The sequence below is a fragment of the Novosphingobium sp. genome (assembly GCF_039595395.1).
Taxonomy (GTDB): domain Bacteria; phylum Pseudomonadota; class Alphaproteobacteria; order Sphingomonadales; family Sphingomonadaceae; genus Novosphingobium.
Genome location: NZ_JBCNLP010000001.1, coordinates 149,413 through 174,762 on the forward strand (window position 1 = coordinate 149,413; position 25,350 = coordinate 174,762).

The 25,350-nt window shown below is 65.3% G+C and carries 22 protein-coding genes, 1 tRNA gene and 1 pseudogene; 10 read left to right on the forward strand and 14 right to left on the reverse strand.

Annotated features, from left to right (window positions below):
* Nucleotides 1-33: 33 nt before the first annotated feature.
* Both ABDW49_RS00815 and ABDW49_RS00820 read right to left on the reverse strand, forming a co-directional pair.
* Nucleotides 34-867 carry a DUF1932 domain-containing protein gene (locus ABDW49_RS00815; protein WP_343608987.1) on the reverse strand — a complete coding sequence of 278 codons (834 nt, stop codon included), beginning with the start codon at nt 865-867 and terminating at the stop codon, nt 34-36.
* 67 nt (nt 868-934) lie between these two features.
* Nucleotides 935-2,107 carry a LysR family transcriptional regulator gene (locus tag ABDW49_RS00820; RefSeq protein WP_343608989.1) on the reverse strand — a complete coding sequence of 391 codons (1,173 nt, stop codon included), beginning with the start codon at nt 2,105-2,107 and terminating at the stop codon, nt 935-937.
* Nucleotides 2,108-2,210: 103 nt separating this feature from the next.
* On the opposite strand from ABDW49_RS00820, the gene ligK reads away from it, so the two are divergent.
* From ligK to ABDW49_RS00835, 3 genes are all read left to right on the forward strand, one after another.
* Entirely contained in the window at nt 2,211-2,882 is a 672-nt protein-coding gene (gene ligK / locus ABDW49_RS00825; RefSeq protein ID WP_343608990.1) for a 4-carboxy-4-hydroxy-2-oxoadipate aldolase/oxaloacetate decarboxylase, read from the forward strand.
* A 242-nt stretch (nt 2,883-3,124) separates the two neighbouring features.
* Complete coding sequence (locus ABDW49_RS00830) at nt 3,125-4,186, forward strand: 4-oxalomesaconate tautomerase (RefSeq protein ID WP_343608991.1); 1,062 nt, start codon at nt 3,125-3,127, stop codon at nt 4,184-4,186.
* A 21-nt stretch (nt 4,187-4,207) separates the two neighbouring features.
* Nucleotides 4,208-5,083: an amidohydrolase family protein gene (locus ABDW49_RS00835; RefSeq protein ID WP_343608993.1), complete on the forward strand. Its 876-nt coding sequence runs from the start codon at nt 4,208-4,210 to the stop codon at nt 5,081-5,083.
* Between the two features lie 225 nt (nt 5,084-5,308).
* Here the strand turns inward: ABDW49_RS00835 and ABDW49_RS00840 are convergent.
* The 3 genes from ABDW49_RS00840 to ABDW49_RS00850 all read right to left on the reverse strand — a co-directional run bounded on the left by ABDW49_RS00840 (nt 5,309) and on the right by ABDW49_RS00850 (nt 6,277).
* Nucleotides 5,309-5,393, reverse strand: a tRNA-Leu gene (locus tag ABDW49_RS00840).
* Nucleotides 5,394-5,453: 60 nt separating this feature from the next.
* Nucleotides 5,454-5,738 carry an integration host factor subunit beta gene (locus ABDW49_RS00845; RefSeq protein ID WP_343608994.1) on the reverse strand — a complete coding sequence of 95 codons (285 nt, stop codon included), beginning with the start codon at nt 5,736-5,738 and terminating at the stop codon, nt 5,454-5,456.
* A gap of 191 nt (nt 5,739-5,929) precedes the next feature.
* Complete coding sequence (locus ABDW49_RS00850; RefSeq protein ID WP_343608996.1) at nt 5,930-6,277, reverse strand: GntR family transcriptional regulator; 348 nt, start codon at nt 6,275-6,277, stop codon at nt 5,930-5,932.
* A 171-nt stretch (nt 6,278-6,448) separates the two neighbouring features.
* On the opposite strand from ABDW49_RS00850, the gene ABDW49_RS00855 reads away from it, so the two are divergent.
* Together ABDW49_RS00855 and ABDW49_RS00860 are read left to right on the forward strand one after the other, a co-directional pair.
* Nucleotides 6,449-8,218, forward strand: coding sequence for a peptide MFS transporter (locus tag ABDW49_RS00855; RefSeq protein ID WP_343608997.1), 1,770 nt, complete (start codon nt 6,449-6,451; stop codon nt 8,216-8,218).
* 79 nt (nt 8,219-8,297) lie between these two features.
* The gene (locus tag ABDW49_RS00860; protein ID WP_343608998.1) at nt 8,298-8,681 is read left to right on the forward strand and encodes a VOC family protein; all 384 of its coding nucleotides are present in this window, start codon (nt 8,298-8,300) and stop codon (nt 8,679-8,681) included.
* Nucleotides 8,682-8,685: 4 nt separating this feature from the next.
* On the opposite strand, the gene ABDW49_RS00865 is transcribed toward ABDW49_RS00860, so the two are convergent.
* The 6 genes and pseudogenes from ABDW49_RS00865 to rpe form a co-directional block, all read right to left on the reverse strand.
* Entirely contained in the window at nt 8,686-9,159 is a 474-nt protein-coding gene (locus tag ABDW49_RS00865; protein WP_343609000.1) for a transcriptional repressor, read from the reverse strand.
* Between the two features lie 277 nt (nt 9,160-9,436).
* Nucleotides 9,437-10,151 (reverse strand): annotated as a pseudogene (msrA, locus tag ABDW49_RS00870) (peptide-methionine (S)-S-oxide reductase MsrA).
* A gap of 13 nt (nt 10,152-10,164) precedes the next feature.
* Nucleotides 10,165-10,308 (reverse strand): hypothetical protein, encoded by a 144-nt coding sequence (locus tag ABDW49_RS00875; RefSeq protein ID WP_343609002.1) that lies wholly within the window; start codon nt 10,306-10,308, stop codon nt 10,165-10,167.
* 211 nt (nt 10,309-10,519) lie between these two features.
* Nucleotides 10,520-12,094: a bifunctional phosphoribosylaminoimidazolecarboxamide formyltransferase/IMP cyclohydrolase gene (gene purH, locus ABDW49_RS00880; protein ID WP_343609003.1), complete on the reverse strand. Its 1,575-nt coding sequence runs from the start codon at nt 12,092-12,094 to the stop codon at nt 10,520-10,522.
* Between the two features lie 390 nt (nt 12,095-12,484).
* Entirely contained in the window at nt 12,485-14,437 is a 1,953-nt protein-coding gene (locus ABDW49_RS00885) for a heparinase II/III family protein (RefSeq protein WP_343609005.1), read from the reverse strand.
* Between the two features lie 3 nt (nt 14,438-14,440).
* The gene (gene rpe / locus ABDW49_RS00890; protein WP_343609007.1) at nt 14,441-15,103 is read right to left on the reverse strand and encodes a ribulose-phosphate 3-epimerase; all 663 of its coding nucleotides are present in this window, start codon (nt 15,101-15,103) and stop codon (nt 14,441-14,443) included.
* 340 nt (nt 15,104-15,443) lie between these two features.
* Between rpe and ABDW49_RS00895 the strand changes: the two genes are divergently transcribed.
* Complete coding sequence (locus tag ABDW49_RS00895; RefSeq protein WP_343609009.1) at nt 15,444-15,986, forward strand: DUF2141 domain-containing protein; 543 nt, start codon at nt 15,444-15,446, stop codon at nt 15,984-15,986.
* 241 nt (nt 15,987-16,227) lie between these two features.
* Here the strand turns inward: ABDW49_RS00895 and ABDW49_RS00900 are convergent, their stop codons facing one another.
* Nucleotides 16,228-17,991, reverse strand: a complete 1,764-nt coding sequence (locus tag ABDW49_RS00900) for a hypothetical protein (protein WP_343609010.1) — start codon at nt 17,989-17,991, stop codon at nt 16,228-16,230.
* Nucleotides 17,992-18,278: 287 nt separating this feature from the next.
* Here ABDW49_RS00900 and ABDW49_RS00905 point away from each other — a divergent pair, with 287 nt between their 5' ends.
* The 3 genes from ABDW49_RS00905 to ABDW49_RS00915 are packed head-to-tail and all read left to right on the forward strand — an operon-like array spanning nt 18,279 to nt 22,079.
* Nucleotides 18,279-19,853, forward strand: a complete 1,575-nt coding sequence (locus ABDW49_RS00905; protein WP_343609011.1) for an NAD(P)/FAD-dependent oxidoreductase — start codon at nt 18,279-18,281, stop codon at nt 19,851-19,853.
* A gap of 10 nt (nt 19,854-19,863) precedes the next feature.
* Nucleotides 19,864-20,268 carry a GtrA family protein gene (locus ABDW49_RS00910; RefSeq protein WP_343609012.1) on the forward strand — a complete coding sequence of 135 codons (405 nt, stop codon included), beginning with the start codon at nt 19,864-19,866 and terminating at the stop codon, nt 20,266-20,268.
* 5 nt (nt 20,269-20,273) lie between these two features.
* Nucleotides 20,274-22,079 carry a hypothetical protein gene (locus ABDW49_RS00915; protein ID WP_343609013.1) on the forward strand — a complete coding sequence of 602 codons (1,806 nt, stop codon included), beginning with the start codon at nt 20,274-20,276 and terminating at the stop codon, nt 22,077-22,079.
* Between the two features lie 285 nt (nt 22,080-22,364).
* Here ABDW49_RS00915 and msrB read toward each other — a convergent pair whose 3' ends face one another.
* Together msrB and ABDW49_RS00925 are read right to left on the reverse strand one after the other, a co-directional pair.
* A complete protein-coding gene (msrB, locus tag ABDW49_RS00920; protein WP_343609015.1) occupies nt 22,365-22,886 on the reverse strand; it encodes a peptide-methionine (R)-S-oxide reductase MsrB in 522 nt (173 codons plus the stop codon).
* 105 nt (nt 22,887-22,991) lie between these two features.
* Nucleotides 22,992-23,693, reverse strand: a complete 702-nt coding sequence (locus ABDW49_RS00925; RefSeq protein ID WP_343609017.1) for an OmpA family protein — start codon at nt 23,691-23,693, stop codon at nt 22,992-22,994.
* Between the two features lie 198 nt (nt 23,694-23,891).
* Between ABDW49_RS00925 and ABDW49_RS00930 the strand changes: the two genes are divergently transcribed.
* Nucleotides 23,892-25,208, forward strand: coding sequence for a hemolysin family protein (locus ABDW49_RS00930; protein ID WP_343609019.1), 1,317 nt, complete (start codon nt 23,892-23,894; stop codon nt 25,206-25,208).
* The last annotated feature ends 142 nt before the right edge of the window (nt 25,209-25,350 follow it).

Sequence of the window (25,350 nt, forward strand, 5' to 3'; positions counted from 1 at the left end):
TGTGCGGTTTCGGTGAGCGATGCTCAACCGGATTTAGATCAAGCGATCCTTGCGCCCGGCCATCTCGCGCTGGCGGGCCACCGTGCCGGTGGTCATCAGCGGCTCGATGCCGAGGCCTTCCAAAGTCTTGGCCGATTCTTCCATTTCGGCGGCGCGGCGGGCGCCGTGAGTCACCATGCGCTCGATGTTGTAGGCGGCTTTTTCGGCCCAGGGCTTGGGATTTTCGCTGGCGTCGAGCGAGGCGAGAACCTCGTCCACCACGCCCGCCTTCTGGGCGGCCATCATCATCTCGGCGGTCAGCGCCTCCATGCCCTTGACCATCACCGAGCGGATCATCTTGATCGCGCTGGCGCGGCCCACTTCGTCACCCACCACGCGGATGTTGCGGAAACCGGCGCGGGCCAAAAGCTTTGCGGCATCCTTGGCAGCCGCGCCGCTCAGCAGCAGCGGCACATCGAGCCTGGCCGGATTCACCGGCGCCAGAATCGCCACATCGACATAGATGCCGCCCGCCTTCTCGATGGCTTCGGCGGCGGCGCGCTTGGTGTCGGGGGCCACCGAATTGCCATCGCACCAGATCGCGCCCTTGGGCAGCAGCGGCGCGGCGGCCACGGCAGCGGGCAGCGCCTCATCGGCGGTGACAAGGCACAGCACCAGATCGGCGCCAGTCAGCACAGTGGCGGCATCGCCCGTGCCCAGCCCCAGCGTCTGCGCCAGAACCAGTCGCTCGGACTTCAGATCGCAGGCCCCGGCATTGAGGTCGTTGCCCGCGCGCCATCCGGCGGCACTGGCAAAGGTCTCGCCCGCCTCGCCAAAGCCGATCAGGGTGAGCGATAGGGGCAGCGAGGTGGCAGGGTTGAGCGTCATGCCGCCGGACCTGCCCCCGATCGCGGGAAACAGCCAATCGGAACTGCTCGCCAGCTATAAGATTGTGCTAATCCTGCTGTGAGTTATGATCCGGACTTGGCAAAGTAAGCTGATGCAGTTGCTCGATAAAATCGACCTGAACCTGCGTGGGAACCCATGAAGCACGCGTCGTCACGCCAATCGTGCGCGCCAGCCCCGGCGGCGCGGCGCAGAGCGTGGTGAGCCACCTCGCCTCCAACTCCACCGAGACCTGATCTGGGGACAGCAGCGTCAGGCAATCGCTTTCGATCAGCAATTGGCGGATGGTCATCACCGACCCTGCCTCCACCAGCACCTGCGGTTGATCGAGTCCGGCGCGGGTGAACATCTGCTCCCAGGCATCACGCAGAGGCGCCCCCTTGGCGGCAATGATCCATGGCCATCGCGCCAAATCTTCCAAAGTGGGCGCCTGCCCCGCCAGCGGGTGATCGCGCCGCCCCAGCACCACCGGATGGTCAAGAAACAGCGGCGTCTGCACCAGATCGGGCTCCATCAGCGGCTGGCGCAGCGCGCCGATCATCAGATCGATGGCGCCGTTGCGCAGGGGCTCGACCAGCTCGGCGCGCGATCCCTCCACAATGCGCAGCCGCACCTGAGGATGGCGCCGCACAAAGCGAGTCACCGCCGCAGGCAGCACCCGCGCCCGCGACAGAGGCATCGCCCCCACGGCCAGACTGCGCTGCTCGTCGCCTTTCAGCGAGGCGAGTTCCGCCAGCGCCGTCTCCAGCTCGATCCGCCCGAGTCGCAACGAGCGGGCCATGGCCCGCCCCGCCTCGGTCAGCATGATCGCCTTGCCGCGCCGCGCCACCAACTGCCGCCGCATCGACAGCGACAGATCGTTCACCGCGCGATGCAGCGAAGGCAGCGACAGCCCGGTAATCTGCGCCGCCCCCACGTAAGACCCGGCATCGGCCAGCGCCAGCATTGCCCTCAACCGCGACATGGTGACATGCGGCGAGCCGATATGATCGAGCGCCGCGCGGAATCGCGGCACCAGCAAACGCGCCGCCTCGGTCTCCACCATGCCATTGTGCCGCCGCTCGAACAGCGGCAGGCCGAGCTGTTCTTCCATCCGTCCTAAGGCCTGTGTTATGGCCGGTTGGGTCAGACTCACCGCCTCGGCGGCCGCAATCATCGTGCCAAGCTCCGAAATCCGCGTGATAGCGGCCAGATGCCTCAGGTTGAAATCCCAGATCTCCATCGCGCCATCTTAGCGAAATCTAATAGCTGCGCCAGACTTCCGCTTTCCCTGATCGCGGCCAAGGGCGCATCCAGCGACCCAAACAGATCAGAGGAGAACCCCCATGGGTGTCGTCGTCCAGAATATCCTCCGTGCCGATCCAGCCGTGATCGACGGCCTTGCCAAATGCGGCGTGGCCACCGTTCATGAAGCCCAGGGCCGTACGGGCCTGCTCGCTGCCTATATGCGCCCCATCTATGCCGGTGCGCGCATCGCGGGCAGCGCCGTGACGATCAGCGCCGCCCCCGGTGACAACTGGATGGTCCATGTCGCTATCGAGCAGTTGAAGGAAGGCGATGTCCTCCTGCTGGCCCCCACGAGCCCTTGCGAGGACGGCTATTTCGGCGACCTGCTGGCGACCAGCGCCCAGGCGCGCGGCTGCCGTGGCCTGATCATCGACGCCGGCGTGCGCGACGTGCGCGACCTGACCGAGATGAACTTCCCCGTGTGGTCGAAGGCCGTTTCGGCGCAGGGCACGGTGAAGAACACGTTGGGCTCGGTGAACGTGCCTGTGGTTTGCGCCAATGCCGCCGTGCAGCCGGGCGATGTGATCGTGGCTGACGATGACGGCGTTGTCGTGGTGCCGCGCGAGAAGGCTGCCGAGGTGCTGGCCGCCGCTCAGGCGCGCGAGGCCAATGAGGGCGAGAAGCGCGAGAAGCTGGCTTCGGGCGTGCTGGGCCTCGATATGTACAAGATGCGTGAGCGTCTTGAGAAGGAAGGCCTGAAGTATATCTGAGGGATGAAAGCAGGGGGCGTTACGCCCCCTGCACCCCCATTACGTCTCCCGACACGGATGGAGCGCAAGGCCAGATCGCAGCGCAAACGTCCCACTGCCGGAGGCTTTCATGCCTGCGGCGCTGCGTGCCTCGCTCCAAGGCCGAACCCGTGGCGCGATGTAGACATTAAAGGGAGCGCGAGGGTTATGACCCTCGCATCTTACCTTCCTTCTTGAGCCTGAAAACGAGAGGACACCCCATCATGACCACCGGATTTTCCGCCCCCTGCCTGTGGATGCGCGGCGGCACGTCGAAGGGCGGTTTCTTCCTGAAGAGCGACCTCCCCGCCGACACGGCCGAGCGCGATGCTTTCCTGCTGGGCGTGATGGGCAGCCCGGACGAGCGCCAGATCGATGGCATGGGCGGCGCCGATCCGCTGACCAGCAAGGTGGCGGTCGTCAGCAAGTCCGCGCGGGAGGGGATCGATGTCGATTACCTGTTCCTGCAGGTGTTTGTCGATCAGGCGATTGTGACGGATGCGCAGAACTGCGGCAACATTCTGGCGGGGATCGGGCCCTTCGCCATCGAGCGCGGTCTGATCCCGGCCACGGGCGACGAAACAAGTGTGGCGATCTTTATGGAGAACACCGGGCAGGTTGCTGTCGCCACGGTGCAGACGCCGGGTGGGGTTGTGACCTACAACGGCGACGCCAAGATCGATGGTGTGCCGGGCTCGCATGCCCCCATTCCTCTGGAGTTCCGCGATACGGCGGGATCGTCCTGTGGGGCTCTGCTGCCCAGCGGGAACGCGGTGGATGTGGTCAATGGCGTGCCGGTGACGCTGATCGACAATGGCATGCCCTGCGTGGTGATGAAGGCGCAAGACGTCGGCATCACCGGCTATGAGGACCGTGAGAGCCTCGATGCCAACACCGAGCTGAAGGCGAAGATCGAGGCGATCCGGCTGGCCGTGGGCGAAACCATGAATCTGGGCGATGTGAAGGAAAAATCCGTCCCCAAGATGATGCTGGTGGCGCCTCCCAAGAATGGCGGCGCCGTCACCGTGCGTAGTTTCATCCCGCATCGCGCGCATGCCACGATCGGCGTGCTGGGTGCCGTCAGTGTGGCTACGGCCTGCCTCATCCCCGGCTCGCCCGCCGCCGAGGTGGCGCAGATTCCTGAGGGCAATCGCAAGACGCTCTCGGTCGAGCACCCCACCGGCGAGATGAGCTGCGTGCTGGAACTGGATGACAAGGGGCAGGTCGCCACCGCCGCCCTGCTGCGCACTGCGCGCAAGCTGATGGATGGCACCGTTTTCGGATAAACCCCGATAGGGAGAGTTTCAATGACCGACCGTATCACCTCGTGGCACAGCGCCCCGTCCAAGCCCGCCTTCACCCCGCCCCCCGGCGCGGTGGACGCCCATTGCCACGTCTTTGGCCCGATGGCGGAGTTCCCCTTCAGCCCCAAGGCCAAGTATCTGCCCGAGGATGCCGGCCCGGACATGCTCTTCGCCCTGCGTGACCACCTCGGCTTCTCGCGCAATGTGATCGTGCAGGCCTCGTGCCACGGCACCGACAATGCCGCGACTCTGAACGGCATCGCACTCTCCGGCGGCAAGGCGCGCGGCGTGGCCGTGGTCGATCCCGATATTTCGGCGGAAGAACTGGCTGATCTGCATGCCAAGGGCATGCGCGGCGTGCGCTTCAACTTCCTCAAGCGGCTGGTAGACAACGCGCCCAAGGACAAGTTCCTCGACCTGGCCGCCCGCCTGCCCGAAGGCTGGCATGTGGTGATCTATTTCGAGGCCGATATCCTCGAAGAGCTGCGCCCCTTCATCGCCGCCATCCCCGTCCCCGTGGTGGTGGACCATATGGGGCGCCCCGATGTCTCGCAGGGCCCCGATGGTGAGGATCTGAAGGCCTTCCGCCGTCTGCTCGAAAGCCGCGAGGACATCTGGTTCAAGCCCACCTGCCCGGATCGTCTGGATGCCAGTGGCGACCCCTGGAACGACTTCGCCGCCGCCATCGCGCCTCTGGTCGCGGACTATCAGGACCGTGTGATCTGGGGCACCGACTGGCCGCACCCCAACATGGAAACGAACATTCCCGATGACGGGCATATCGTCGATATGATTCCCCGCATCGCGCCCACGGCGGAGCTGCAGCAGAAGCTGTTGGTGACCAATCCGATGCGGCTGTATTGGCCGGAAGAATTGTAAGAAAAGGAAAAAGCGAGGGGGTTACCCCCTCGCGCTCCCATGAATGTCTACCTCGCGCCATGGGTTCGGCCATGGAGCGAGGCACGCAGCGCCGCAGGCATCAAAGCCTCCGGCGGTGGGACGTTTGCGCTGCGATCTGGCCTTGCGCTCCATCCGTGTCGGGAGACGTAACGGGGGTGCAGGGGGCGATGGCCCCCTGCTTTCATCCCTTAAAACCATTAAAAATGGTGCGGACGGCGGGACTCGAACCCGCACGAGCAAAGCTCAAGAGATTTTAAGTCTCCGGCGTCTACCATTCCGCCACGTCCGCGCGCAGGTGCCTGTGGCAGATCGTGCCTGACGGGGCAAGAGCCCTGCAAATCTGCGCGAATCAGGCCTCGACGTTGAGGCGTGCGCGCATTTCCTTGCCGGGCTTGAAGAAGGGCACGCGCTTGCCGGGCACATCGACGGCTTCGCCGGTGCGCGGGTTGCGGCCCTTGCGCGGTTCGCGCTCACGCGAGGAAAAGGCGCCGAAGCCGCGCAGTTCGACCCGGCCGCCTTCGGCCAGGCGCTGTGCGATTTCGTCGAAGAACACGTCGACCACGCGCTCGACATCGTCGGCGCGCAGGTCTGGATTGGCCTTGGCCAGTTCCTGAAGCAATTCCGATCGGATCATTGACTATCCCCCAACCCGTGAAAGCTGCCGATGCGTCCGCCAGTCCCTCTTCCGGCCGACGGCATCATTTCATCAGAGCAATGCTTATAAGTGACATAAGTTGCGGAACAGTCAAGAGTTCTCGGCGGCTAGCGCCTGTCCGCATATGGGGCAAAGGCTGATTTTACATGCCGCCCTGCTCGTCTGACCGGTCAGCCCTCCTGGCCGGCCAGCAGCAGTTGCGCGTTCAGGCCGAGCCGGTCGATGCGCGAGCGGATGGCGGGCCATTCCTCGGTCAGGAAGTGTTCGCGCTCGGTCTTGCGCAGGCGGGTTGCTGCGTCGGGGGCGACCAGCATGCCGACGCCGCGCTGCACCTCGACCAGACCGTCGAGCTGGAACTGCTGGTAGGCCTTGGCCACGGTGAGCGGATTGGCGCCCTGCTCCGCTGCCAGCGCCCGCACCGAGGGGAGCAATGTCCCTTCCGGATAGGTGCCATCGATGATGGCTGCGGCGATCATGTCGCGCAGCTTGAGATAGACGGGTTTGGGTGATGCGACCATGGTGCATCAGTGCCATAATACAGCCTCTCACGCAAGCTTTCCTGCGGGGTTTGGCCTTTGGTCGTAATGCAATCGGGCGCTTTTCAAGCCCGATCTGACGTTTCGTTACGACATCGCTTTTTGCGAAAATCCGGTTCCCACTTTCGCGCGCGATGCATTAAACCCCCCGCGATGAGAGATGCTTCGAACACCGCCCCCCGCCAATGGATGGGGCACCCCGTACAGCTTGCCCGCCTGTTCTCGATCGAGATGTGGGAGCGTTTCGGCTTCTACGGCATGCGGGCACTGCTAACCCTTTATCTGACCAAGCATTTCGTGCTGGGCGATCACGCCTCGACCGGGATCTATGGCGGCTATACCGCGCTGGTCTATCTGACGCCGCTGGCGGGCGGTCTGGTGGCGGACCAGTTTCTGGGCTCGAAACGCTCGGTGAAATTCGGCGCGCTGGTGATGGCCTCGGGCTATTTCGCTTTGGCCTTCGGCGGCACGGCAGCCAAACCATGGGTCGAGTTCGACGGTGCGCGCCACGATGTGGTGATCGAACATTTCCACGATGGCCCCACCAGCGGCGCGCAGGAACGCCGCGTGGTCATCGTCAAAGGCCAGCCCGAGCAGATTCGCGGCAATGACGACGGCAGCATCGACCTTCTGGCCACAGATGGCCAGATCGCCCGCCACCTGGCCCCCGGCGCGCTGAAGGAAGGCGCCGTGCGCGAAGGCTGGCGCGTGGCGCTGATGCTGATGGCGCTGTCCGCCGTGGCGGTGGGCAACGGCTTCTTCAAGCCGAACATCTCGACCATGGTCGGCGCGCTTTATGAGCAGGGCGACCGCCGCCGCGATGCCGGTTTCACCATCTTCTACATGGGCATCAACCTGGGCTCGATGATCGGGCAGACGGTGGCGCCCTGGCTGGCCGACGCCTATGGCTGGCCCGCCGGTTTCGGCTCGGCAGGGGCGGTGATGCTGCTGGCCTGGGCGATGCTGCGTTTCGATGGCGGTCGTCTGGCGGGCTATGGGGAAACCCCGCAGCGCGCGGGCGGTGATCGCGCATGGACGATCTATGCCCTGGCCGTGCTGGCCATCCCGCTGTTCTACCTGCTGTTCGTCAATCTGATGGACACGCCCGAGCCTGTCGCTGGCGCGGGGCTGGCCGGTTACCTGCTGGGCCTGCCGTTGATGGGCAAGTTCCTGTGCGGCACCTTTGCCATCGCCCTGCCCGCGATCCTGATCTGGTCATGGCGCGTGGGCAGCCGCACCGAGTTCCAGATGATGGTCGCCGCCATGGTGCTGATCACCTTCAACACCGTGTTCTGGAGCCTGTTCGAGCAGGCCGGTTCCTCCCTCACCCTCTTTGCCGACCGCAACACCGACCTGACGATCTGGGGATCCTTGCGGATGTCGGCACCGCAGACGCAGCAGTTCAACTCGGTGGCCATCATCCTGCTGGCGCCGGTGATGGGCGCGCTGTGGGGCCTGATGGGCCGCAAGGGGTGGGAGCCTTCGATTCCCGTGAAATTCGCGCTGGGCCTGATCGGTGTGGGCGCGGGCTTCCTGTTTCTGGTGCTGGGCGCGCAATTCGTCGGGCCCAGCTTCAAGGTGGGGCTGATCTGGCTGGCGGGGCTCTATGTGATCCATTCCATCGCCGAACTGTGCCTCTCGCCCGTGGGGCTCTCGATGATCACCAAGCTGGCCATCCCGCGCGTCGTGGGCCTGATGATGGGCACATGGTACCTCTCCATGGCGCTGGGCGAGTATGGCGCAGGCCTGCTGGCGCAATTGGCGACGGTGAAGACTGTGGGCGGCGAGGTGACCAACCTCAAGCTCAGCCTTGAGACCTATATCGCCACCTATCGTCAGATCGGCTGGTCCTCGGTGGCGGTGGGCGTGGTGCTGCTGGCGCTGGCGCCGCTGCTCAAGCGCCTGATGCACGGGGTGCGCTAAGCACCGAAACCTGAACGCTGGCGTTGACGGCAGCCCTGGGCGGTGAGAGATTGGCAAGGTTCCAGCCATGGAGCCTGCCATGAGTTTGCTGCCCAGCGCCCGCCCCATCGGTTTCGTCTTCAGCGCCGACCCTCAGGCGCTCAAACCTTTCTACGCCGATGTGCTGGGCCTGCCGCTGGTCAGCGAGGACGGCTTTGCTATCGCCTTCGATCTGGGCCAGGGCGCGATGCTGCGCCTGACCAACCTGCCCAGCCACAAGCCCGAGCCCCACACCGCCTTCGGCTGGAGCGTTGCGGACATCCGCGAGACCATCGCCGCGCTGAAAGCCAAAGGCGTGGTGTTCAAAACCTATGAAGGCTTCGGTCAGGATGCCGATGGCGTGTGGGCAGCGCCGGGCGGAAGCACGCTGGTCGCGTGGTTCCCCGACCCCGAGGGCAATCTGCTCAGCCTGACGCAGTTCTGAAGATTTATTCGGCCCCGGCGGTGCAGTCGGAGCACATGCCGCGCAGCTCGACCACCGGGCGCACATCGGCAAAACCGGCAGCCTTCGCCGCCTCGACCAGAGCGCCGGTCAGCTTGTCGTCGTCGATGTGCACGGCCTTGCCGCAAACCTCGCAGATCAGGAAAATGCAGTCGTGGCGGCATCCCGGATGCGGGTTGGCGATATAGGCATTCGCGCTCTCCACCCGCCGCGCCAGATTGGTCCGCACGAACAGGTCCAGAATGCGATAGACGCTGTTGGCCGCCACGCGCTTGCCGCGCAGCTTCGACACCGCCTCGGCAATGTCATAGGCGGAGGCCGGTTTGCCCTCGGTTGCCAGCGCATCATACACATCGCCGCGCATGTCGGTCCATTGCTCGCCAGCCACCTCCAGAGCGGCGCGGGCGGCGTGGACAAGACCGTCGCCGGTCAGTTCGTGATGGTGGTGGTGTGCGGACATGGGGGGCTTGTAGCTGGGTTAGGGGAAAGAAGGAAGATGCGAGGGGGGCGTGTCAATTGGTCGCATTTCTCAAGAGAAATGCTCCGGCCCTCGCGCTCCCATGACGTCTTCCGACGAGAGGGTAGTGGTCCCCCACCGGCGCGCCCTGTCCGCCCCGCAGGGAAAAATGACTGCCTCCGGCGGTGGGACGTTGGCGCTGCGATCTGGTTTGGCGCTCCACCTGTGTCGGGAGACGTAACGGGGGTGCAGGGGGCGTAACGCCCCCTGCTTAATCCCTTCAATTTCTTGTAAAATCAGCCTTATAAACCTGCGGAAACAGCTTCTTCAGCCCTTCCACCTTGGGCACATCCCAATACTGAATGTAAGGATGCCCCGGATTTTTCAGCATGAAATCCTGATGATAGGTCTCGGCGGGATAGAAGCCCTTCATCGGCTCAATCCGGGTCACCACCGCGCCCTTCCACAGATGCGCGGCATCAAGCTGCACCAGATAGGCGCGGGCGACTTTCTCCTGCTCGGGGTTCTGGGGCACCAGCGCGCTGCGATATTGCGTGCCGCTGTCGGGGCCCTGCCGGTTCAACTGCGTGGGGTTGGCGCCCACCGCGAAGAAGATGCGCAGCAACTGGTCGTAACGGATCACCGCCGGATCATAGGTAACGCGCACGCTTTCGGCGTGGCCGGTGTCACCCTCGCTGACGCGGTCGTAATTGGCGGTGGAGGCGCTGCCCCCCCTGATAGCCCGAGACGGCGCTGGTCACGCCTTTCACATGCGAGAAAACGGCCTCGATGCCCCAGAAGCAGCCGCCGGAGAAGATGGCTGTCTTCAGGCCGGGCGCTTCCTGAGCGGGCACGCGGGCTTCGGGGGTGAGGAGTATGGTTTCGCCCATCGGCGCGGCGGACTGGCCACGGTTCTGGCCTCCGGCCTGCGCCGTATCGGCTGGCGAGCAGGCCGCCGCCAGCATCAGCACCGCAGCGGCAAAGGCCGGGCGCATGATGCGGAGCGCCTTAGCGCGAGGGGGCGGCGACCGCGGTGGGAATCACCGGGTTGCTCGCACCGTTGTGCATGCTCAGAAACAGGCAGATCGCCACAGCGCCCAGCGTGAAGCCGACAGCAAAGGAGCGGAAAAGGTCTGATTTGAAAAGGCTCATGGGAGGATCGACTTGTATGGCGGGCTCGGGAAAGCCCTCGGGGGGAGGCCCTAAATGGTACTGCCGTCGAAAAGTTCCAGCCCCTCTTTGGTCTCACCCGCGTGCGGGCGCGACCAAAAGGTTTGGCGCTGCGACGAACGGCTCATCGCAGCGCCTGTTTAGTCTGGAGTCGATGAACCGGGGCTTTCGGAGCGGTTCACCTTTGTAACGATTAGTGGCGGAAGTGTCGCATGCCGGTGAAGACCATCGCCAGCCCGGCCTCATCGGCGGCCTTGATGACCTCATCGTCGCGCATCGAGCCGCCCGGCTGGATCACCATGGTGGCACCCGCCTCGACAGCGGCCAGCAGGCCGTCGGCGAAGGGGAAGAAGGCGTCCGAGGCGACCGCGCTGCCCTTGGTGTGGACATCGGCGAAACCGTGAGTCTCGGCAGCTTCCTTGGCCTTGGCGGCGGCGATGCGGCTGGAATCGCGGCGGTTCATCTGGCCAGCGCCGATGCCCGCGGTGATGCCGTCCTTGGCATAGACGATGGCGTTGGACTTCACATGCTTGGCCACGGTCCAGGCGAAGAGGGCGTCTTCCAGCTCCTGCTCGGTCGGCTGGCGCTGGGTGACGACCTTGAGGTCATCGCGCGTGATGCTGCCATTGTCGCGGTTCTGCACCAGCAGGCCACCGGCGATGGGCTTCACCGTCAGGCCGGGGCGCTTGGGATCGGGCAGCTCGCCGGTCAGCAGCAGGCGCAGGTTCTTCTTCTTGGCGAAGACGGCCTTGGCGGCGTCATCGGCATCGGGCGCGCAGACCACTTCGGTGAAGATGCCGCTGATCGCCTCGGCAGTCGGGCCATCCAGCGGGCGGTTCACGGCGATGATGCCGCCGAAAGCGCTGACCGAGTCGCACTTCAGAGCAGCCTCATAGGCCTCCACCAGCGTGGCGCCGGTGGCGACGCCGCAGGGGTTGGCGTGCTTGACGATCACGACGGTCGGCTCGGCATCGCGGAATTCGGCGACCAGCTCCAGCGCGGCATCGGCGTCGTTGTAGTTGTTGTAGCTCAGCTCCTTGCCCTGCACCTGCACGGCATTGGCGATGCCCTTGGCCGCCGGGCCCTTGGGCAAATAGAGCGCCGCCTTCTGGTGCGGATTCTCGCCATAGCGCAGTTCGGTGGCGCGCTCGGCGGTGATGGCGAGCGTCTCGGGGAAGGCCTCGCCCTGGTCGGCATGGGCGAACCACTGGCTGATCGCGCCGTCATAGCTGGCGGTCAGCGCATAGGCCTTGGCGGCGAACTTGCGGCGCTGGGCCAGCGTGGTTTCGCCCGAAGCCACAGCGGCATAATCCGCCGGATCGGTCACAATGGCGACGAACTCATGGTTCTTGGCCGCGCTGCGCACCATCGAAGGGCCGCCGATGTCGATGTTCTCGATGATCTCCTCGCGCGTGCCGCCCTTGGCGACCGTCTGCACGAAGGGATAGAGGTTCACCACCACCAGATCGATCGCGCCGATGGCATGCTCGTTCATGCTGGCGACGTGCTCGGCATTGTCGCGCACCGCCAGCAGGCCACCATGGACCTTGGGGTGCAGCGTCTTCACGCGGCCATCCATCATCTCGGGGAAGCCGGTCAGCTCGGAAATGTCTTTCACAGCCAGACCGGCATCGCGCAGCGCCTTGGCCGTGCCGCCGGTCGAAACCAGCTCAACGCCCTTTGCCGCCAGAGACTTGCCCAGATCGACCAGACCGGTCTTATCCGAAACGGAGAGCAATGCGCGGCGAATGGGAACGATGTCGGTCATGATGCGGCCTTTCCTGCGGAGGCTGGTGGGCGGGTTGATAACGCCCTGCTGTTGCGCGCCCCCATAAGGATTTTGGCCGGTTTGGCTAGGGGTGCTGCGGGGTTTTGAAGGGTTCGGAAAGGTAAGGGGCAGGAAGAGAAAGATTAAATGCGAGGGTCATAACCCTCGCGCTCCCATTAATGTCTACGCCGCGCTTCGGGTTCGGCGACAGAGCAGCGTCGCTGCGCCGCAGGCAGGAACGATAGGTCAGCGTTGGAGGATTAAAGCCTGCGGCGCCAGAGGTGGTGCAGGTGGATAGTCTGGGCGCCACGATGGGGAGCCCCTGCCCTATCGCCGGAAGACGTTATGGGAGCGCGAGGGGGTAACCCCCTCGCATCTATCTTCACTTAACTACCCCATCTTCTTCAACAACCAGGCAAAATTCCCGCCCCCACGGGACACCATGCCCTGAATCACGATCTGCTGCACCGGCACCGGGCGCCCCTGCCCGTCGCACCAGATCGACTCCTCGATCCCGATCTCGCCGGAACCGACGCGGAACTGCCAGTAGGACCCATCGGGCAGAGCCAACCCCACCCCCTGCTTGTCCTGCGACAGGCCGACATCGATGCCGGGGCCGAGGTGGAAACGGATGGCATAGCCCACCATCCCGCGCTTGCCCTTGCGCCCCTGCGGCACGAGCAGATCCTCACCGCGCAATTCGGTGCCATCGTCGCGCAGGATCAGGATGCGGCGGTGAATCAGGCCATAGCGGGTGGAATAGCCGTCATGGCTGGCCTCCAGACGGGTGGCGCCCCAGCTTCCCGCGGTGCCCTCGCCCTCCAGCGTGCGGCGGTCGACCTCGACCTCGCCGACGCCGTTGCCCAGCGCGCCATTGATCAGCACCGCCGTGGAGTTCGCATCGTCGAGCACCAGCGTGGAATGCGCCGCCGTGGCGCGCAGGCCCTGCTCAAGGCGCACCGGCATCAGTCCGCCCGCCGCCGCCGCGCCGCCGCAATTGACGATGATGCGCTGCCCGGCGTGGCTCAGCTCAAACGCCAGCGTCGAGGCGCTGCCGGTGCGCGCATGGCGGGCCAGCGGCGGGGGTGCGGCGTCGAACTGCATCATGCTCTTGCCCGCGCTGACGCGCTGATAGCCCCACTGCCGCACATCGCGCAGCGGGCGGGTGCGCACGCCGGTCGCTGCCACCAGCCGCGACACGGCATCGGCGGAAACCGCCCAACTGCCCTGCCAGCTTCCCAGCGAGCCATCGCCATGCGCCAGCGCCAGCAGCGGCGGCACCATCAGTTGCAGGATCGATTCGAGCGCACGCGGCGGCTCGCGGCGGGTGGCGCGATAGCAGGCGGTCAGGCGGACGAGCGCGCTCATCGCCTCCATCTGGCCGAGTGGGCTGCGGCTCATCACGCCGCCATCGTCGCCCAGCAATTCGCCCAAAGCGGCGATCAGCCCGGATTCGCCATAGAGGCGGCGCGGGCGGCCATCGGGCAGCAGCAGCCCGGCGGCGACGATGCCGGTCCAGCCGATCACCTGCGCCAGCAAATCCTCACCCCGGCCCACATTGCGGTCGAGCCAGCGGGCGGTGCCCTCGATGGCCTCCATGATGCGTTCGCGCTGCGCCCGGTCGGGGCCGGAGAGGATCAGCGGGGCATGCACCAGCCAGTTGAGCAGCCGGTTGCCCGCATTGTCCACGCTCCACGCCGGGCCCTTGCCGGGGCGCGAGGGCGCCTTGGGGTTGGCCAGCATCCAGGCGCCCAGAATACGCTCGGCCACCGGAGTGACCTGATCGCGGCCATCGCGATCGACCTGCCCGGCGCGGTCGACCTGACCCGCCGCTTCCAGATCGGCCAGCCAGCCAAAGCCATGCACCGCCTGCTCGACGGGCGGGGCCAGACGCGCCACGCCCGCGAAATCGACCTGCATGATCGGCAGCCTCAGCCCATGCACCAGAAAATGGCCCGAACGCAGCGCCATGCCGGAGGTACGATCGCCCGGCAGCGGATTGGCGACGGCGGCCAGCAGGCGCGGTCGCGCGGGCTTGCGGAAAGGTGCGGCCAGCATGCCGCCCGACACGCCCATGCGATAGGCCATGCGGATCAGCCGTTCACCCGCGCCGACTTTCGGCGGGCCGAAATCGGCCAGTGCCAGCGCGCGGCTGGGCTCGATCAGCCGGGCATCACGCGGGCGGGCGCCATTTTGCCGTTCGTCGCTCTGGCGCTCATCGGCCAGCAGCGCGGTTTCCTCATGCGAGGGTTGGGCGGAGGTCAGGGGAATGGCGCGCGAACGCGCTGTCCCTTCGCGGGAACCCGATGGACTGGCACCTGACGTTCCCTCGACCTCCCACATCGTTTACCCGGCCCTTTTCAGCGCCGCGATGTTCGCGGCATAATGTTCCGGCCCACCCCGGAAACTGGACGTTCCCGCCACCAGCACATCCGCCCCCGCGGATACACACTGGCGAGCGGTTTCCACATCGACACCGCCATCCACCTCAAGGTGAATGGCCTTGCCGGTGGCTTCGATCTTCTTGCGCACCACGTCGATCTTGCGGAGCTGGCTGGAGATGAACTTCTGCCCGCCGAAGCCGGGGTTCACACTCATCAGCAGCACCAGATCGAGATCCTCGATCAGATAGTCCAGCACGTCCACGGGCGTCGCCGGATTGAGCACCAGCCCCGCCTTGCAGCCCAGCGCCTTGATCGCCTGCACCGTGCGGTGGGGATGTGCCCCGGCCTCGGGATGGAAGCTGATCAGATCGGCCCCAGCCTCGGCATAGGCCTCCAGATAGAGGTCCACCGGCGAGATCATCAGATGCACGTCAAAAGGCTTTTGCGTGTGCGGGCGCAGCGCCTTCACCACCATCGGCCCGATGGTGATGTTGGGCACGAAATGCCCGTCCATCACGTCCACATGAATCCAGTCGGCCCCGGCGGCGTCGATCGCGCGGATTTCCTCGCCCAGCCGCGCGAAGTCGGCCGAGAGGATCGAAGGGGCAATCAGGGGCGTGGTCATGATAGGGGCAATGCTCTTGACGGAAACCAAATCACCTTGGCTTACCCCCCGATTCGCACCCACTCAAGCGCTGACCCCGCCATTTTCCACACAGTTGGCTGACGATGATGTTCAACGTGCGGTCACGCCAAGTGAATTAAAGCCGGATGGAATCAGATGGTGACTCGGAAATCACGGCAAACAAAAGAAACTTGGGGTCGCTCGGTTCGATCAGAACCGGAGCAACCCTAGGGGGAACTACTTTGCCACACTGTTGCCAAGAAGTGCTGGCACCACACAGTGCCATCCTGTATTGCCCCCCGGACCAGCCCGGGGGGGATGGCAGGAACGTTCCACCCTGTTGGCTCTGCCGTTTTCGGCGGGGCCGGCACTGCTGATCGACTGGATGCCAGACCAGATGCCTTTTTCGCCGCTTCGCCGCTTTGCCGCCGCCATGGCCTGCGCGCTTGCCCTGCCCGCCGCTCCGGCGCTGGCCGATGGCGCGCCCGCCGGATGCACCGGCCCCGTCAGTCCGCACTGGATCAATGTGGTGGTGGAAAATGTCCGCAACGACCAGGGCCAGATCGCCATCACGCTCTACGCCGATGATTCCAGCAAGTTTCTGGTGAAGCACGGCTCGCTCTATGTGGGGCGCACCAAGGCCGTGGCAGGCACCACCAACACATGCATCTATCTGCCGAAAACCGGGGTCTGGGTGCTGGCGCTCTATCACGACGAGAACGCGAACCAGAAGTTCGACCTCACCAGCTTCAAGATGCCTGCCGAGGGGTATGGGTTTTCAAACAATCCGCCGACGCTGCTGGGGTTGCCGACGTTCAGCTCGGTGCGTCTGAATGTGACGCGCGATGGGCTGACGTCGCATATCAAGATGAAATATCCCTAAGGGATAAAGTAAAGATGCGAGGGGATTATCCCCTCGCGCTCCCATGACGTCTTCCGGCGATAGGGTGGTGGCGCCGAATTGTTGCGCGCCACCTCTCCATCTGCGCGACCTAAAGCGCCGCAGGCAGTTCATGTTTTAAAGCCTGCGGCGCGGCAAACTTGGCGCAAGGCTGAACCCGTGGCGCAACGCAGACATTAAAGGGAGCGCGAGGGTGATGGCCCTCGCATCTTCTCCTTGAACCTTATTTCAAAACCACCACCCCACACCCCGCCGAAGTGAAGGCCTGAGCGGTTTCAGCAAACCGCTGACTGGCTTCCCCGCTGGCCGCCCGCCCGAACAGCGCGTCTTCCCGAGCAAAGAACGAATCCTGAGGTAAAGCGATTCGCTTGCCCCCTCCCCGGCACAGGCGTGCGGCAAGGGCGTCGGCATCCTCGATCTCCCAGATGGACAGCCGCAGAGGCCGGTTGGAGAGATCGGGCCGGTTGAGAATGAGGTCGAGCGCAAAGGCGCCGTCATTGCCGCCCAGAATCGTGTAATCGGCGCCCGAGGCGTTGATGGCGGCGTTCTCGCGGGCGAAGGGCGCGTAGAGGCGATGCGTCAGCGCGCCCTGCGCCACCATCAGCGCCAGCGTGCCAAGGCTGGCCACGGCCAGCGCGGGACGCAGGCGGGTGTGCCATGGCGTCAGCCGCTGCCAGCCGAAACCGGCGAGCAGGGCGGCATTGCCCAGCAGCCCGTGGATGTAGCGATAGCCAAAGCCATAGCCCTGATAGGGCAGGATAATCCCCATCACCACCACCGGCAGCAGCAGCCCGGCCAGCAGTGCCGCCACGCGCCCGTCGCGCAGGGCAAGGCCCGCGCCCAGCACCGTCAGCGGAATCAGCGCGAGGTGGTTCCACAAAGCGAAGCGCAACAGATTGGCGCTCATCATCGGGACGTTGTGTTCGTTCTGCCTGAGCAGGTCGAGCAGGCGCGAGAGGTAGCTGGTGCCGACATCGCTCTCGAAGCTGCCCGGCCCCCAGATCAGGCTGTGAGTTACATGTGGCCAGGCCAGCCAGAACAGGCCGATGGCGCCATAGGCCACCACATAGAGCGCCAGCCGCTTCCACGCCCCGCGTACCAGCAGCAGGGCCAGCCATGGCGCGACGAACATCGGGTGGAACAGCGGCTGGTGCAGCCCGGTGCCGAGGAAGCCCACCGCCAGAGCGGCAAGATCGGCACGGGGGCGGTTCGCCAGAAACAGCCGCAGCCACAGCAGATTGACCGCCAGATGCGCGGGCATGGCAAAGGCGCTCATGCTGGCGAACAGGCTCTGGCCGGAGAGCGGCAGCATCAGCACGGCCACGCTGGCGCCCTCGCGGGTCAGCATGGTGCGGGCGATGCTCCACAGCAGCCAGAGCGAGGCGCCCAGCATCAGCGGCCCGGTGAAGGCCGGGCCACCCAGCCAGCCCGGCGCGATCAGCCCGACCAGCGCGCGCAGCCCGGTGTGGCCGGGCAGATAGGCCGAGATCCACGCCACGGGCTTGCCCACCGGCAGCATGAAGAGGTTGTTGAGCATCGGAAAATCGGCGCGCCACTCGGGCGGCAGCGGCCAGGCGAGATGGCCGTGAGCATAGATCCAGGCGTCGAATGTCGCCATCTGCTCATCGCGGGAAAGGTCGTAATCGAGCAGCAGCCAGTGCCGCCCGGCCACGGCCACACCCACCGCCAGCAGGGTCAGCACGATCACCGCGCGGGGAGAGAAGCCCATGCCACGTGGCCTGAAGCGGGAGCGCGCTGTCATGGCCGTCAGCGTGGAGAGCAGGGCCACGCCGACCGCCATCGCCAGCAGCCAGCGGTCCTGCATCAGCACATAGGCGCCCGCGATGCCCTGCCCGCCGTGGGGGCTGAGCCGGCTGGCCAGCAGGAAGCACAATATCAGCCCGGCCAGCCAGCCGAGGCAGACCCGCCAGACCTGCGCGCGCGATGCTTGGGGCGAGCCCTGCTCGGGCCACCGGTTTTGGGGCATTCTCTCCATCGCGGCCACAGTAGCGCATCGTGCGAAAAAGTGGGCACCGGTTTTTCGCACGATGCGACAGCGAAAAGCCGCATTGTCCGACGTGGGTGGCATGGATTCTGTCGAGTCGATCGCGCATGGCCGTGGCGAATCGATGTTACCGCCGCGTTTACCTTGTGATGTTGCCGAAAACCGGGGTTTTGGGCCCTGTTTTTGGCGCCTCTTCATCATTGCTTAGGCATTTTCCTTCACGCCCGACACAGGGGTCCGGTCAGGACCAGCATGGCATAAGGTTGGTTATGAGCGGCGATCGACAGCAGACAGTGGATGTGGCGATCATCGGCGCGGGCCCGGCAGGGCTGACGGCGGGCTATCTGCTGACCAAGGCCGGCTATATGGTCTCCATCATCGAGAAAGACCCGCGCTATGTCGGCGGCATCAGCCGCACGGTGGAGCATGAGGGGTACCGCTTCGATATCGGCGGGCACCGCTTTTTCTCGAAATCGCAGCAGGTGGTCGATCTGTGGAACGAGATCCTGCCCGACGATTTTATCCAGCGCCCGCGCATGAGCCGCATCTATTACGAGGGCCGCTTCTACTCCTATCCGCTGCGCGCCTTTGAAGCGTTGCGCAATCTGGGCCTGTGGCGCTCCACGCTGTGCATGGCCAGTTTCGCGCTGGCGAAAGCTTTCCCGCGCAAGGATGTCCGCAGCTTCGAGGACTGGACGATCAACCAGTTCGGCCAGAAGCTCTATTCCATCTTCTTCAAGACCTACACCGAGAAGGTCTGGGGCATGCCCTGCGACACGATGAGCGCCGATTGGGCCGCCCAGCGCATCAAGGGTCTCAGCCTTGGCAAGGCGGTGCTGGACGGCTTCAAGCGCTCGCTGGGTCTGAACAAAAAGCCCAATGACGGCATGGCCACCAAGACGCTGCTGGAAAGCTTCCGCTATCCGCGCCTTGGTCCCGGCATGATGTGGGAAGAGGCCGCGCGCAAGATTGCTGCCACGGGTCTGGGCCGCATCCTGATGGGGCATGGACTCAAGCAATTGTCGCAGGACGCCGATGGCCTGTGGCACCTCACCGCCAGCCATGATTCCGGCGAGAGCGTGATTGCCGCGCGGCACATCATCTCCAGCGCGCCGATGCGCGAGCTGGCCGGGCGCATCCACCCCCTGCCCGTCAGCCTGCCTGATGCCATGGAGCTGAAATACCGCGACTTCCTGACCGTGGCCCTGAAAATCCGCAGCGAGGATCTGTTCCCCGACAACTGGATCTACATCCACGATTCCAAGGTGCAGGTGGGCCGCATCCAGAACTTCCGCAGCTGGTCGCCCGAAATGGTGCCCGATGAATCCGTCGCCTGCGTGGGGCTGGAGTATTTCTGCTTTGAGGGTGACGGCCTGTGGTCGATGGCCGACGAGGATCTCGTCGCGCTAGCCACGCGCGAAATGCAAATCCTCGGGCTGGTGAACCCCGATCAGGTGATCGGCGGCGCGGTGGTGCGTCAGGAAAAGGCCTATCCGGTCTATGACGAAACCTATGCCGCCCATGTCGCCGCGATGCGCGAGGATCTGGAGGCGCGCTTCCCCACGCTGCATCTGGTGGGGCGCAACGGCATGCACCGCTACAACAATCAGGACCATGCCATGATGACCGCCATGCTGAGCGTGGAGAACATCAAGGCGGGCCAGCGCGTGTATGACATCTGGTGCGTCAATGAGGACGCCGAATATCACGAGGCCGGGGACGAAGGCGCCGAAAAGCGCCTTCCTGACACCCGCCCCGTCACGCCCGATCAGGCTGCCGCGCTGGCATCGCTGCGCGCTGTGCCGACCCGCGTTTCGGGCACGCCCGGCAAGCGTGCAGCCTGACCGCAGACCGATGCGGGTCCTGCTGAGCCACGCTTTCCCGCGCTATCTGGGCGCCAGCCTTGCCGCGCTGGCGGTCGATATGGGCTGCTATCTGCTGCTGTTGCGGCTGGGTATGGCGGCCACGCCTGCCGCCGCGCTGGCCTATGCGCTGGGCATCGGCGCGCATTGGCTCCTGTCGAGCCGTGCGGTTTTCGCGCAGCATCTGGCACAGGCCGGGCGCGACCGGCTGAGGCAACAGGCGCTGTTCGTCGCCTCGGCGTTGCTGGGGCTGGCGGTGACGGTGCTGGTGGTCAGTGCGGGGTCCCATGTTGGCCTCGATGCGCGGCTGGCCAAGCTGGCGGCGGTGGCGGCTTCCTTCATCGCGACCTATGTGCTGCGCAACCGTCTGGTCTTCGCGCCGCGTCTGGCGGAGTGAGGGTGATGTCCTTGCATCGCGATTCAGGCTTTCTCAAGCGGCTGATCCCGGCCTTTGCGCTGGTGGTGTTTCTGCTGCTGCTGACCAGCGCCCGCTCCATCGTCGAGCATCGCTTTCCCGACCCCGACGACGCGCTGCGCCTGCAGCAAGTGCGCGACTGGCTGGGCGGACAGGGCTGGTTCGACCTGACCCAGCACCGGCTCGATCCGCTGCATGGCGGCGTGCCGATGCATTGGTCGCGGCTGGTCGATCTGCCGCTGGCCGGGGTGATGCTGGCGCTGCGCCCCCTGCTGGGCATGGCCGGAGCCGAAATGGCGGCGCGGATTCTGGTGCCGCTGCTGACTCTGGGCGTGATCATGACGCTGCTGGCGCGTATCGCCTGGCTGCGGCTGGGCGCGCGCTCTGTCACCATGACCTGCCTGATGCTGATGATGAGCGCGCCTTTCGTGACTCAGGTCCTGCCCATGCGCATCGACCATCATGGCTGGCAGATCGCCTGCGCCGTGCTGGCGCTGAGCGGCTTGCTGGCGCGCCGCGCGACTTTGGGCGCATGGTTGGCGGGTCTGGCCATGGCCGCCAGTCTGGAAATCAGCGTGGAAGGGCTGCCGCTGGCCGCGATCTTCGCGGCGGTGGGCGCCTTGCGCTGGTTCCGTAACGAACCGGGGCGCTTGTGGCTGGCGCATTATATGGCGGCGCTGGCCTCGGCCTCGCTGCTGCTCTTTGCGCTGCTGCGTGGCTTTGGCGATCTGGCGCAGCATTGCGACCAGATGTCGCCCGTCCAGTTGGCGGTGCTGGCTGTGGCCGCGTTTGGCTGCGTGGCTGGAGCGGCCTGCGGAGCGCGCTGGCCGCTGTGGGGCCGGGTGATCGCTCTGGGCGTGCTGGGGGCTCTGGCGGGGGCGCTCTATCTCGGCATGGCGCCGCAATGCCGCGCCGGCTCCTTCGATATGCTGAGCCCGCTGGTGCGCGAACTGTGGTACAATCAGGTCGATGAAGGGCTGGCGATCTGGCACCAACTGCCCTCGAAAATCGTGCAGATCCTTTTCCCTCCGCTCTTTGCCTTGTTCGCCCTGTGGCGGATCATGCAAGCGCATCATGGGCGGCAGCGGCTGATCTGGCGGGATTATGCGCTGGTGTTGATCGGCGCCCAGGCCGTGGCGCTGCTGGTGGCGCGTGCCGCCGGTGTCTCCGGAGCTTTCACCGCCGTGCCGCTGGCATGGCTGGTCCAGAGCTGGCTGGAACGGGCACGGGTCAGCCCGCCCCTCGCCAAGGCGGGCTGGCTGCTGGCCATTGTCGCCGCCGTGCAGCCGAGCGCACCCCTGACCCTCTATCAGCAATTTGCCCCCAGCCCTGCCGCGCCGATGACCGATAAGGTTGCCCGGCGCGATCAGGCTCTGCCCGGCGAACCAGCCGTGCCGGAGGGCAATCCGATTTGGGCCTGCCATCTCGACCGTGGCGCGCGCGCCCTTGCCGGGCAGCCGCCGGGGCTCGTTCTGGCGGGGTTGGACACCGCACCGGAACTGCTGCTGAACACGCATCAGGCGGTGCTGGCCAGCGCGCATCATCGCGGCGCGCGCGCCATGGATGCGGTGATCCGTATCTTCACGGCGCCGGAGGACAGGGCTCACGCCCTGATCGCTGCGGAAAGGATCGATTATGTCGCGGTGTGCCCGCTGGCGGCGGAGTTCCCCATTTATGCCCATGCGGCGCCTCAGGGGTTGGCCGCAAGGCTGATGGCTGGCCATGTGCCCGGTTGGCTGGAGCCGGTGGCCGGGACTGGCGGGAGCTTGCAGGTGTTCAAGGTTAAAAGATAAGGGCGAGGGTCATAACCCTCGCGCTCCCTTTAATGTCTGCATTGCGCCACGGGTTCGGCCTTGCGCTCAGCTTGCCGCGCCACAGGCAGAATAGGAAGGCGTAGTGCCGAGGATTTAAAGCCTGCGGCGCCTAAGGTGGCGCAGGTGGAGAGTTCGGGCGCGAGGATCCGGCGCCACGACCCTATCGTCGGAAGACATTCTGGGAGCGCGAGGGCCCGGAGCATGTCTCTTGAGACATGCGACCATCAAAGACTCCCCCCTCGCACCTTCTTCCTTAAAACCCCTTCACGCCGCCTTGAACGTCATCGCCACCCCATTCATGCAATAGCGCAAGCCCGTAGGCCGGGGGCCATCGTCGAACACATGGCCCAGATGCCCGCCGCATTTGCTGCAATGCACCTCGGTGCGGGCATAGCCCAGTTCGTGGTCCGTGCTGGTGCCCACGGCGCCGGGCAGTGGTTTCCAGAAGCTGGGCCAGCCGGTGCCGCTTTCGAATTTGGTGTCCGAGGAGAACAGCGCATTCCCGTCCGCCGCGCAGAGGAAGGTACCCTTGCGGTGTTCTTTCAGCAGCGGCGAGGTGTAGGGATATTCCGTTGATTGCTGGCGCAGCACGGCGAACTGCTGGGCGGTCAGCCGCTTTTTCCATTCCGCGTCGGTGAAATGGATGGGGTAGCCGGCGGTGGCGGCCTGCGCCTCCTGCGGCCAGAGGCGAAAACCCACCGCCATGGCCGAAACGCCGAAGACCAGCCCGGTCAGCATATGCCGCCGTGTGGGCACCATCGATGGTTGGAGCGTTGAATCCTTCATCACGCATCTCCTTCACCAGCTATTACGTGGCGAAGGCGTGAAAGGATACGCGGGTTACAAAAAAGTCCGGCGCGGGGCCTGAGCCGGTCAGGCCCCGCCTGATTCTCAGTAGCTGCCGCCCTGGGCGCGGGCGGCCTGCACCTGCTCCTGCGTGATCGGCACGATCTTGATTTCCACGCGACGGTTGCGGGCCTTGCCCTCCGGCGTGGCATTGTCGGCCACGGGCATGGTGGCGCCGAAGCCCTGAGCGCGCACGCGGCTGGCGCTGACGCCGCGGATCGACATGTAATCCGCCACGGTGCGGGCGCGGTTCTCCGACAGGACCTGATTGTGCTGCGGCGTGCCGCTGCTGTCGGTGTGGCCGTAAACGTCGATCAGGCTGTTGGGATAATCGTTCAGGCTCTGCGCGATCTTGTCCAGCGTGGGGCGGAACTGCGGCTGCAGGGCATAGCTGTCGCTGTCGAAGGTGACGCCATCGGGCAGGTTGACCAGGATGGCGCGCCCGTCATCGCTCTGGCTGATGTTGACGCCGGTGCCGGCGGTCTTTTCACGCAGGTCGCGGATCTGCTTGTCCTTGGCATAGCCGATCGAGCCGCCCACGATGCCGCCGATCCCCGCGCCGATGATGCGGCCCGTGCCGCCGCCGATCAGCCCGCCGATCAGAATGCCGCCCAGCACGCCCGCACCCGCGCCGATGGCGGTGCGCGACACTTTCTTGTGCCCGGTGTTGGGATCGGTCACGCAGCCCGCCGTCATCAGCGAGAGGGCCGCCAGAGCGCCAACTGCTGCGCGTGACTTGGTGAGCATGGATGCGATCTCCTGTGCGACGTCCTGAATGTCGCAACTCGTATCATGCGTTTTCGGTGAACGACAGCTTGACCGGAGAGTTATGAACCATCGAACATGTGAATTATTGCAATCTTTTCGCATGTGCCGAAGGTTTGGGCCAATGGTCCGGGAATGCCCCTTCGCGCGGGAATGGAAAGCTGTTAAGGTGGGATTATTGTGACACCCTTTCCCTGGACAGACCTGTTGATGATCGCGGGGCTGGTCGTTTTGAACGGCCTGTTCTCGATGTCGGAACTGGCAATCGTATCGGCCCGCCCGGCCCGGCTCAAACTTCTGGTGGAGCGCGGGCGGCGCGGCGCACGCGCGGCCCTTGAACTGGCCGAAGATCCCGGCAAGCTGCTCTCCACCGCGCAGATCGGCATCACGCTGATCGCGCTGGTGACGGGCGCGCTTTCCGAAGCCAGCCTCGGCACGCCGGTCGCTCAGCGGCTGGAGGCGCTGGGCATTCCCCACCGCTTTGCCGATGAAACCGGGCTGGTGCTGGTGATGGGCATCACCACCTTCGTCAGCCTGATCGCGGGCGAACTGGTGCCCAAGCAACTTGCGCTGCGCATGGCCGAGCCCATCGCCTGCCTCGCCGCGCCCGTCATGGTTCGCCTTGCGCGCTGGACCGCGCCCCTGGTCTGGGTGCTGGACCGCAGCTCGCAGGGGCTGCTGCGCCTGCTGGGCGTCAAGCACACCGACGAACCTTCCGTCACCGAGGAAGAGCTTCACCTGATGTTCGCCGAGGCCACCCGCTCCGGCGTGATCGAGGAGGAAGAGCGCGAGATCATGACCGGCATCATGCGCCTGGCCGGTCGCCCCGTGCGCGAGGTGATGACGCCCCGCAACCAGATCGACTGGATCGACGTCAACGCCAGCGAGACCGCCGTGCGTGAGCGTATCGCCGCCAGCCCGCACTCGATGCTGGCCATCGGCGACGGATCGCCCGACAAGATCCTGGGCGTGGCCAAGGTGCGCGAGATCCTCGCCGTGCTGGTGGCCGGGCGCGTGCTGAACCTGCGCCGCCTGATCCGCAAGGCCGAGATCATCCCCGACCAGCTCGACGCCATGGACGCGCTGCGCATCCTGCAGCAATCGGGCATCTCCATGGCGCTGGTGCATGACGAATACGGCCATGTCGAAGGCATCGTCACCCCCGCCGACCTGCTCTCGGCCATCGTGGGCACCTTCGTGAGCCATCAGGACGACGGCGAAGGCCCCATGGTTATCGAGCGCGAGGATGGCAGCATGCTGATCGCGGGCGCCCTGCCCGCGGACGCCCTGAGCCGCCGTCTCGGTTTGGACCTGCCCGAGCACCGCGATTACGCGACGACGGCGGGCTTTGCCCTGTCGGTGATGAAGCGGTTTCCGGATGAGGGCGATGTGTTCGAGGTGCCGGAGTGGCGTTTCGAAATCGTCGATATGGATGGGCGGAAGATCGACAAGCTGCTGGTGAGCAGGATTGTGCTGGCAGACGTGGAAGAAGAGTAAGAGAAGATGCGAGGGGGTTACCCCCTCGCGCTCCCATAACGTCTTCCGACGAGAGCCAGGGGCGCCCGATCCTCGTGCCCAGTCTCTCCACCTGCGCTACATCAAGCGCCGCAGGCAGTGATCCGTGCTGTCAAAGCCTGCG

What these genes read in the sequence shown, in the direction of transcription:
- ABDW49_RS00815 (WP_343608987.1), bottom strand. Translation starts at nt 867, where the DNA reads ATGACGCTCAACCCTGCCACCTCGCTGCCCCTATCGCTCACCCTGATC.
- ABDW49_RS00820 (WP_343608989.1), bottom strand. Translation starts at nt 2,107, where the DNA reads ATGGAGATCTGGGATTTCAACCTGAGGCATCTGGCCGCTATCACGCGG.
- ligK (WP_343608990.1), top strand. Translation starts at nt 2,211, where the DNA reads ATGGGTGTCGTCGTCCAGAATATCCTCCGTGCCGATCCAGCCGTGATC.
- ABDW49_RS00830 (WP_343608991.1), top strand. Translation starts at nt 3,125, where the DNA reads ATGACCACCGGATTTTCCGCCCCCTGCCTGTGGATGCGCGGCGGCACG.
- ABDW49_RS00835 (WP_343608993.1), top strand. Translation starts at nt 4,208, where the DNA reads ATGACCGACCGTATCACCTCGTGGCACAGCGCCCCGTCCAAGCCCGCC.
- ABDW49_RS00845 (WP_343608994.1), bottom strand. Translation starts at nt 5,738, where the DNA reads ATGATCCGATCGGAATTGCTTCAGGAACTGGCCAAGGCCAATCCAGAC.
- ABDW49_RS00850 (WP_343608996.1), bottom strand. Translation starts at nt 6,277, where the DNA reads ATGGTCGCATCACCCAAACCCGTCTATCTCAAGCTGCGCGACATGATC.
- ABDW49_RS00855 (WP_343608997.1), top strand. Translation starts at nt 6,449, where the DNA reads ATGAGAGATGCTTCGAACACCGCCCCCCGCCAATGGATGGGGCACCCC.
- ABDW49_RS00860 (WP_343608998.1), top strand. Translation starts at nt 8,298, where the DNA reads ATGAGTTTGCTGCCCAGCGCCCGCCCCATCGGTTTCGTCTTCAGCGCC.
- ABDW49_RS00865 (WP_343609000.1), bottom strand. Translation starts at nt 9,159, where the DNA reads ATGTCCGCACACCACCACCATCACGAACTGACCGGCGACGGTCTTGTC.
- ABDW49_RS00875 (WP_343609002.1), bottom strand. Translation starts at nt 10,308, where the DNA reads ATGAGCCTTTTCAAATCAGACCTTTTCCGCTCCTTTGCTGTCGGCTTC.
- purH (WP_343609003.1), bottom strand. Translation starts at nt 12,094, where the DNA reads ATGACCGACATCGTTCCCATTCGCCGCGCATTGCTCTCCGTTTCGGAT.
- ABDW49_RS00885 (WP_343609005.1), bottom strand. Translation starts at nt 14,437, where the DNA reads ATGTGGGAGGTCGAGGGAACGTCAGGTGCCAGTCCATCGGGTTCCCGC.
- rpe (WP_343609007.1), bottom strand. Translation starts at nt 15,103, where the DNA reads ATGACCACGCCCCTGATTGCCCCTTCGATCCTCTCGGCCGACTTCGCG.
- ABDW49_RS00900 (WP_343609010.1), bottom strand. Translation starts at nt 17,991, where the DNA reads ATGCCCCAAAACCGGTGGCCCGAGCAGGGCTCGCCCCAAGCATCGCGC.
- ABDW49_RS00905 (WP_343609011.1), top strand. Translation starts at nt 18,279, where the DNA reads ATGAGCGGCGATCGACAGCAGACAGTGGATGTGGCGATCATCGGCGCG.
- ABDW49_RS00910 (WP_343609012.1), top strand. Translation starts at nt 19,864, where the DNA reads ATGCGGGTCCTGCTGAGCCACGCTTTCCCGCGCTATCTGGGCGCCAGC.
- ABDW49_RS00915 (WP_343609013.1), top strand. Translation starts at nt 20,274, where the DNA reads ATGTCCTTGCATCGCGATTCAGGCTTTCTCAAGCGGCTGATCCCGGCC.
- msrB (WP_343609015.1), bottom strand. Translation starts at nt 22,886, where the DNA reads ATGAAGGATTCAACGCTCCAACCATCGATGGTGCCCACACGGCGGCAT.
- ABDW49_RS00925 (WP_343609017.1), bottom strand. Translation starts at nt 23,693, where the DNA reads ATGCTCACCAAGTCACGCGCAGCAGTTGGCGCTCTGGCGGCCCTCTCG.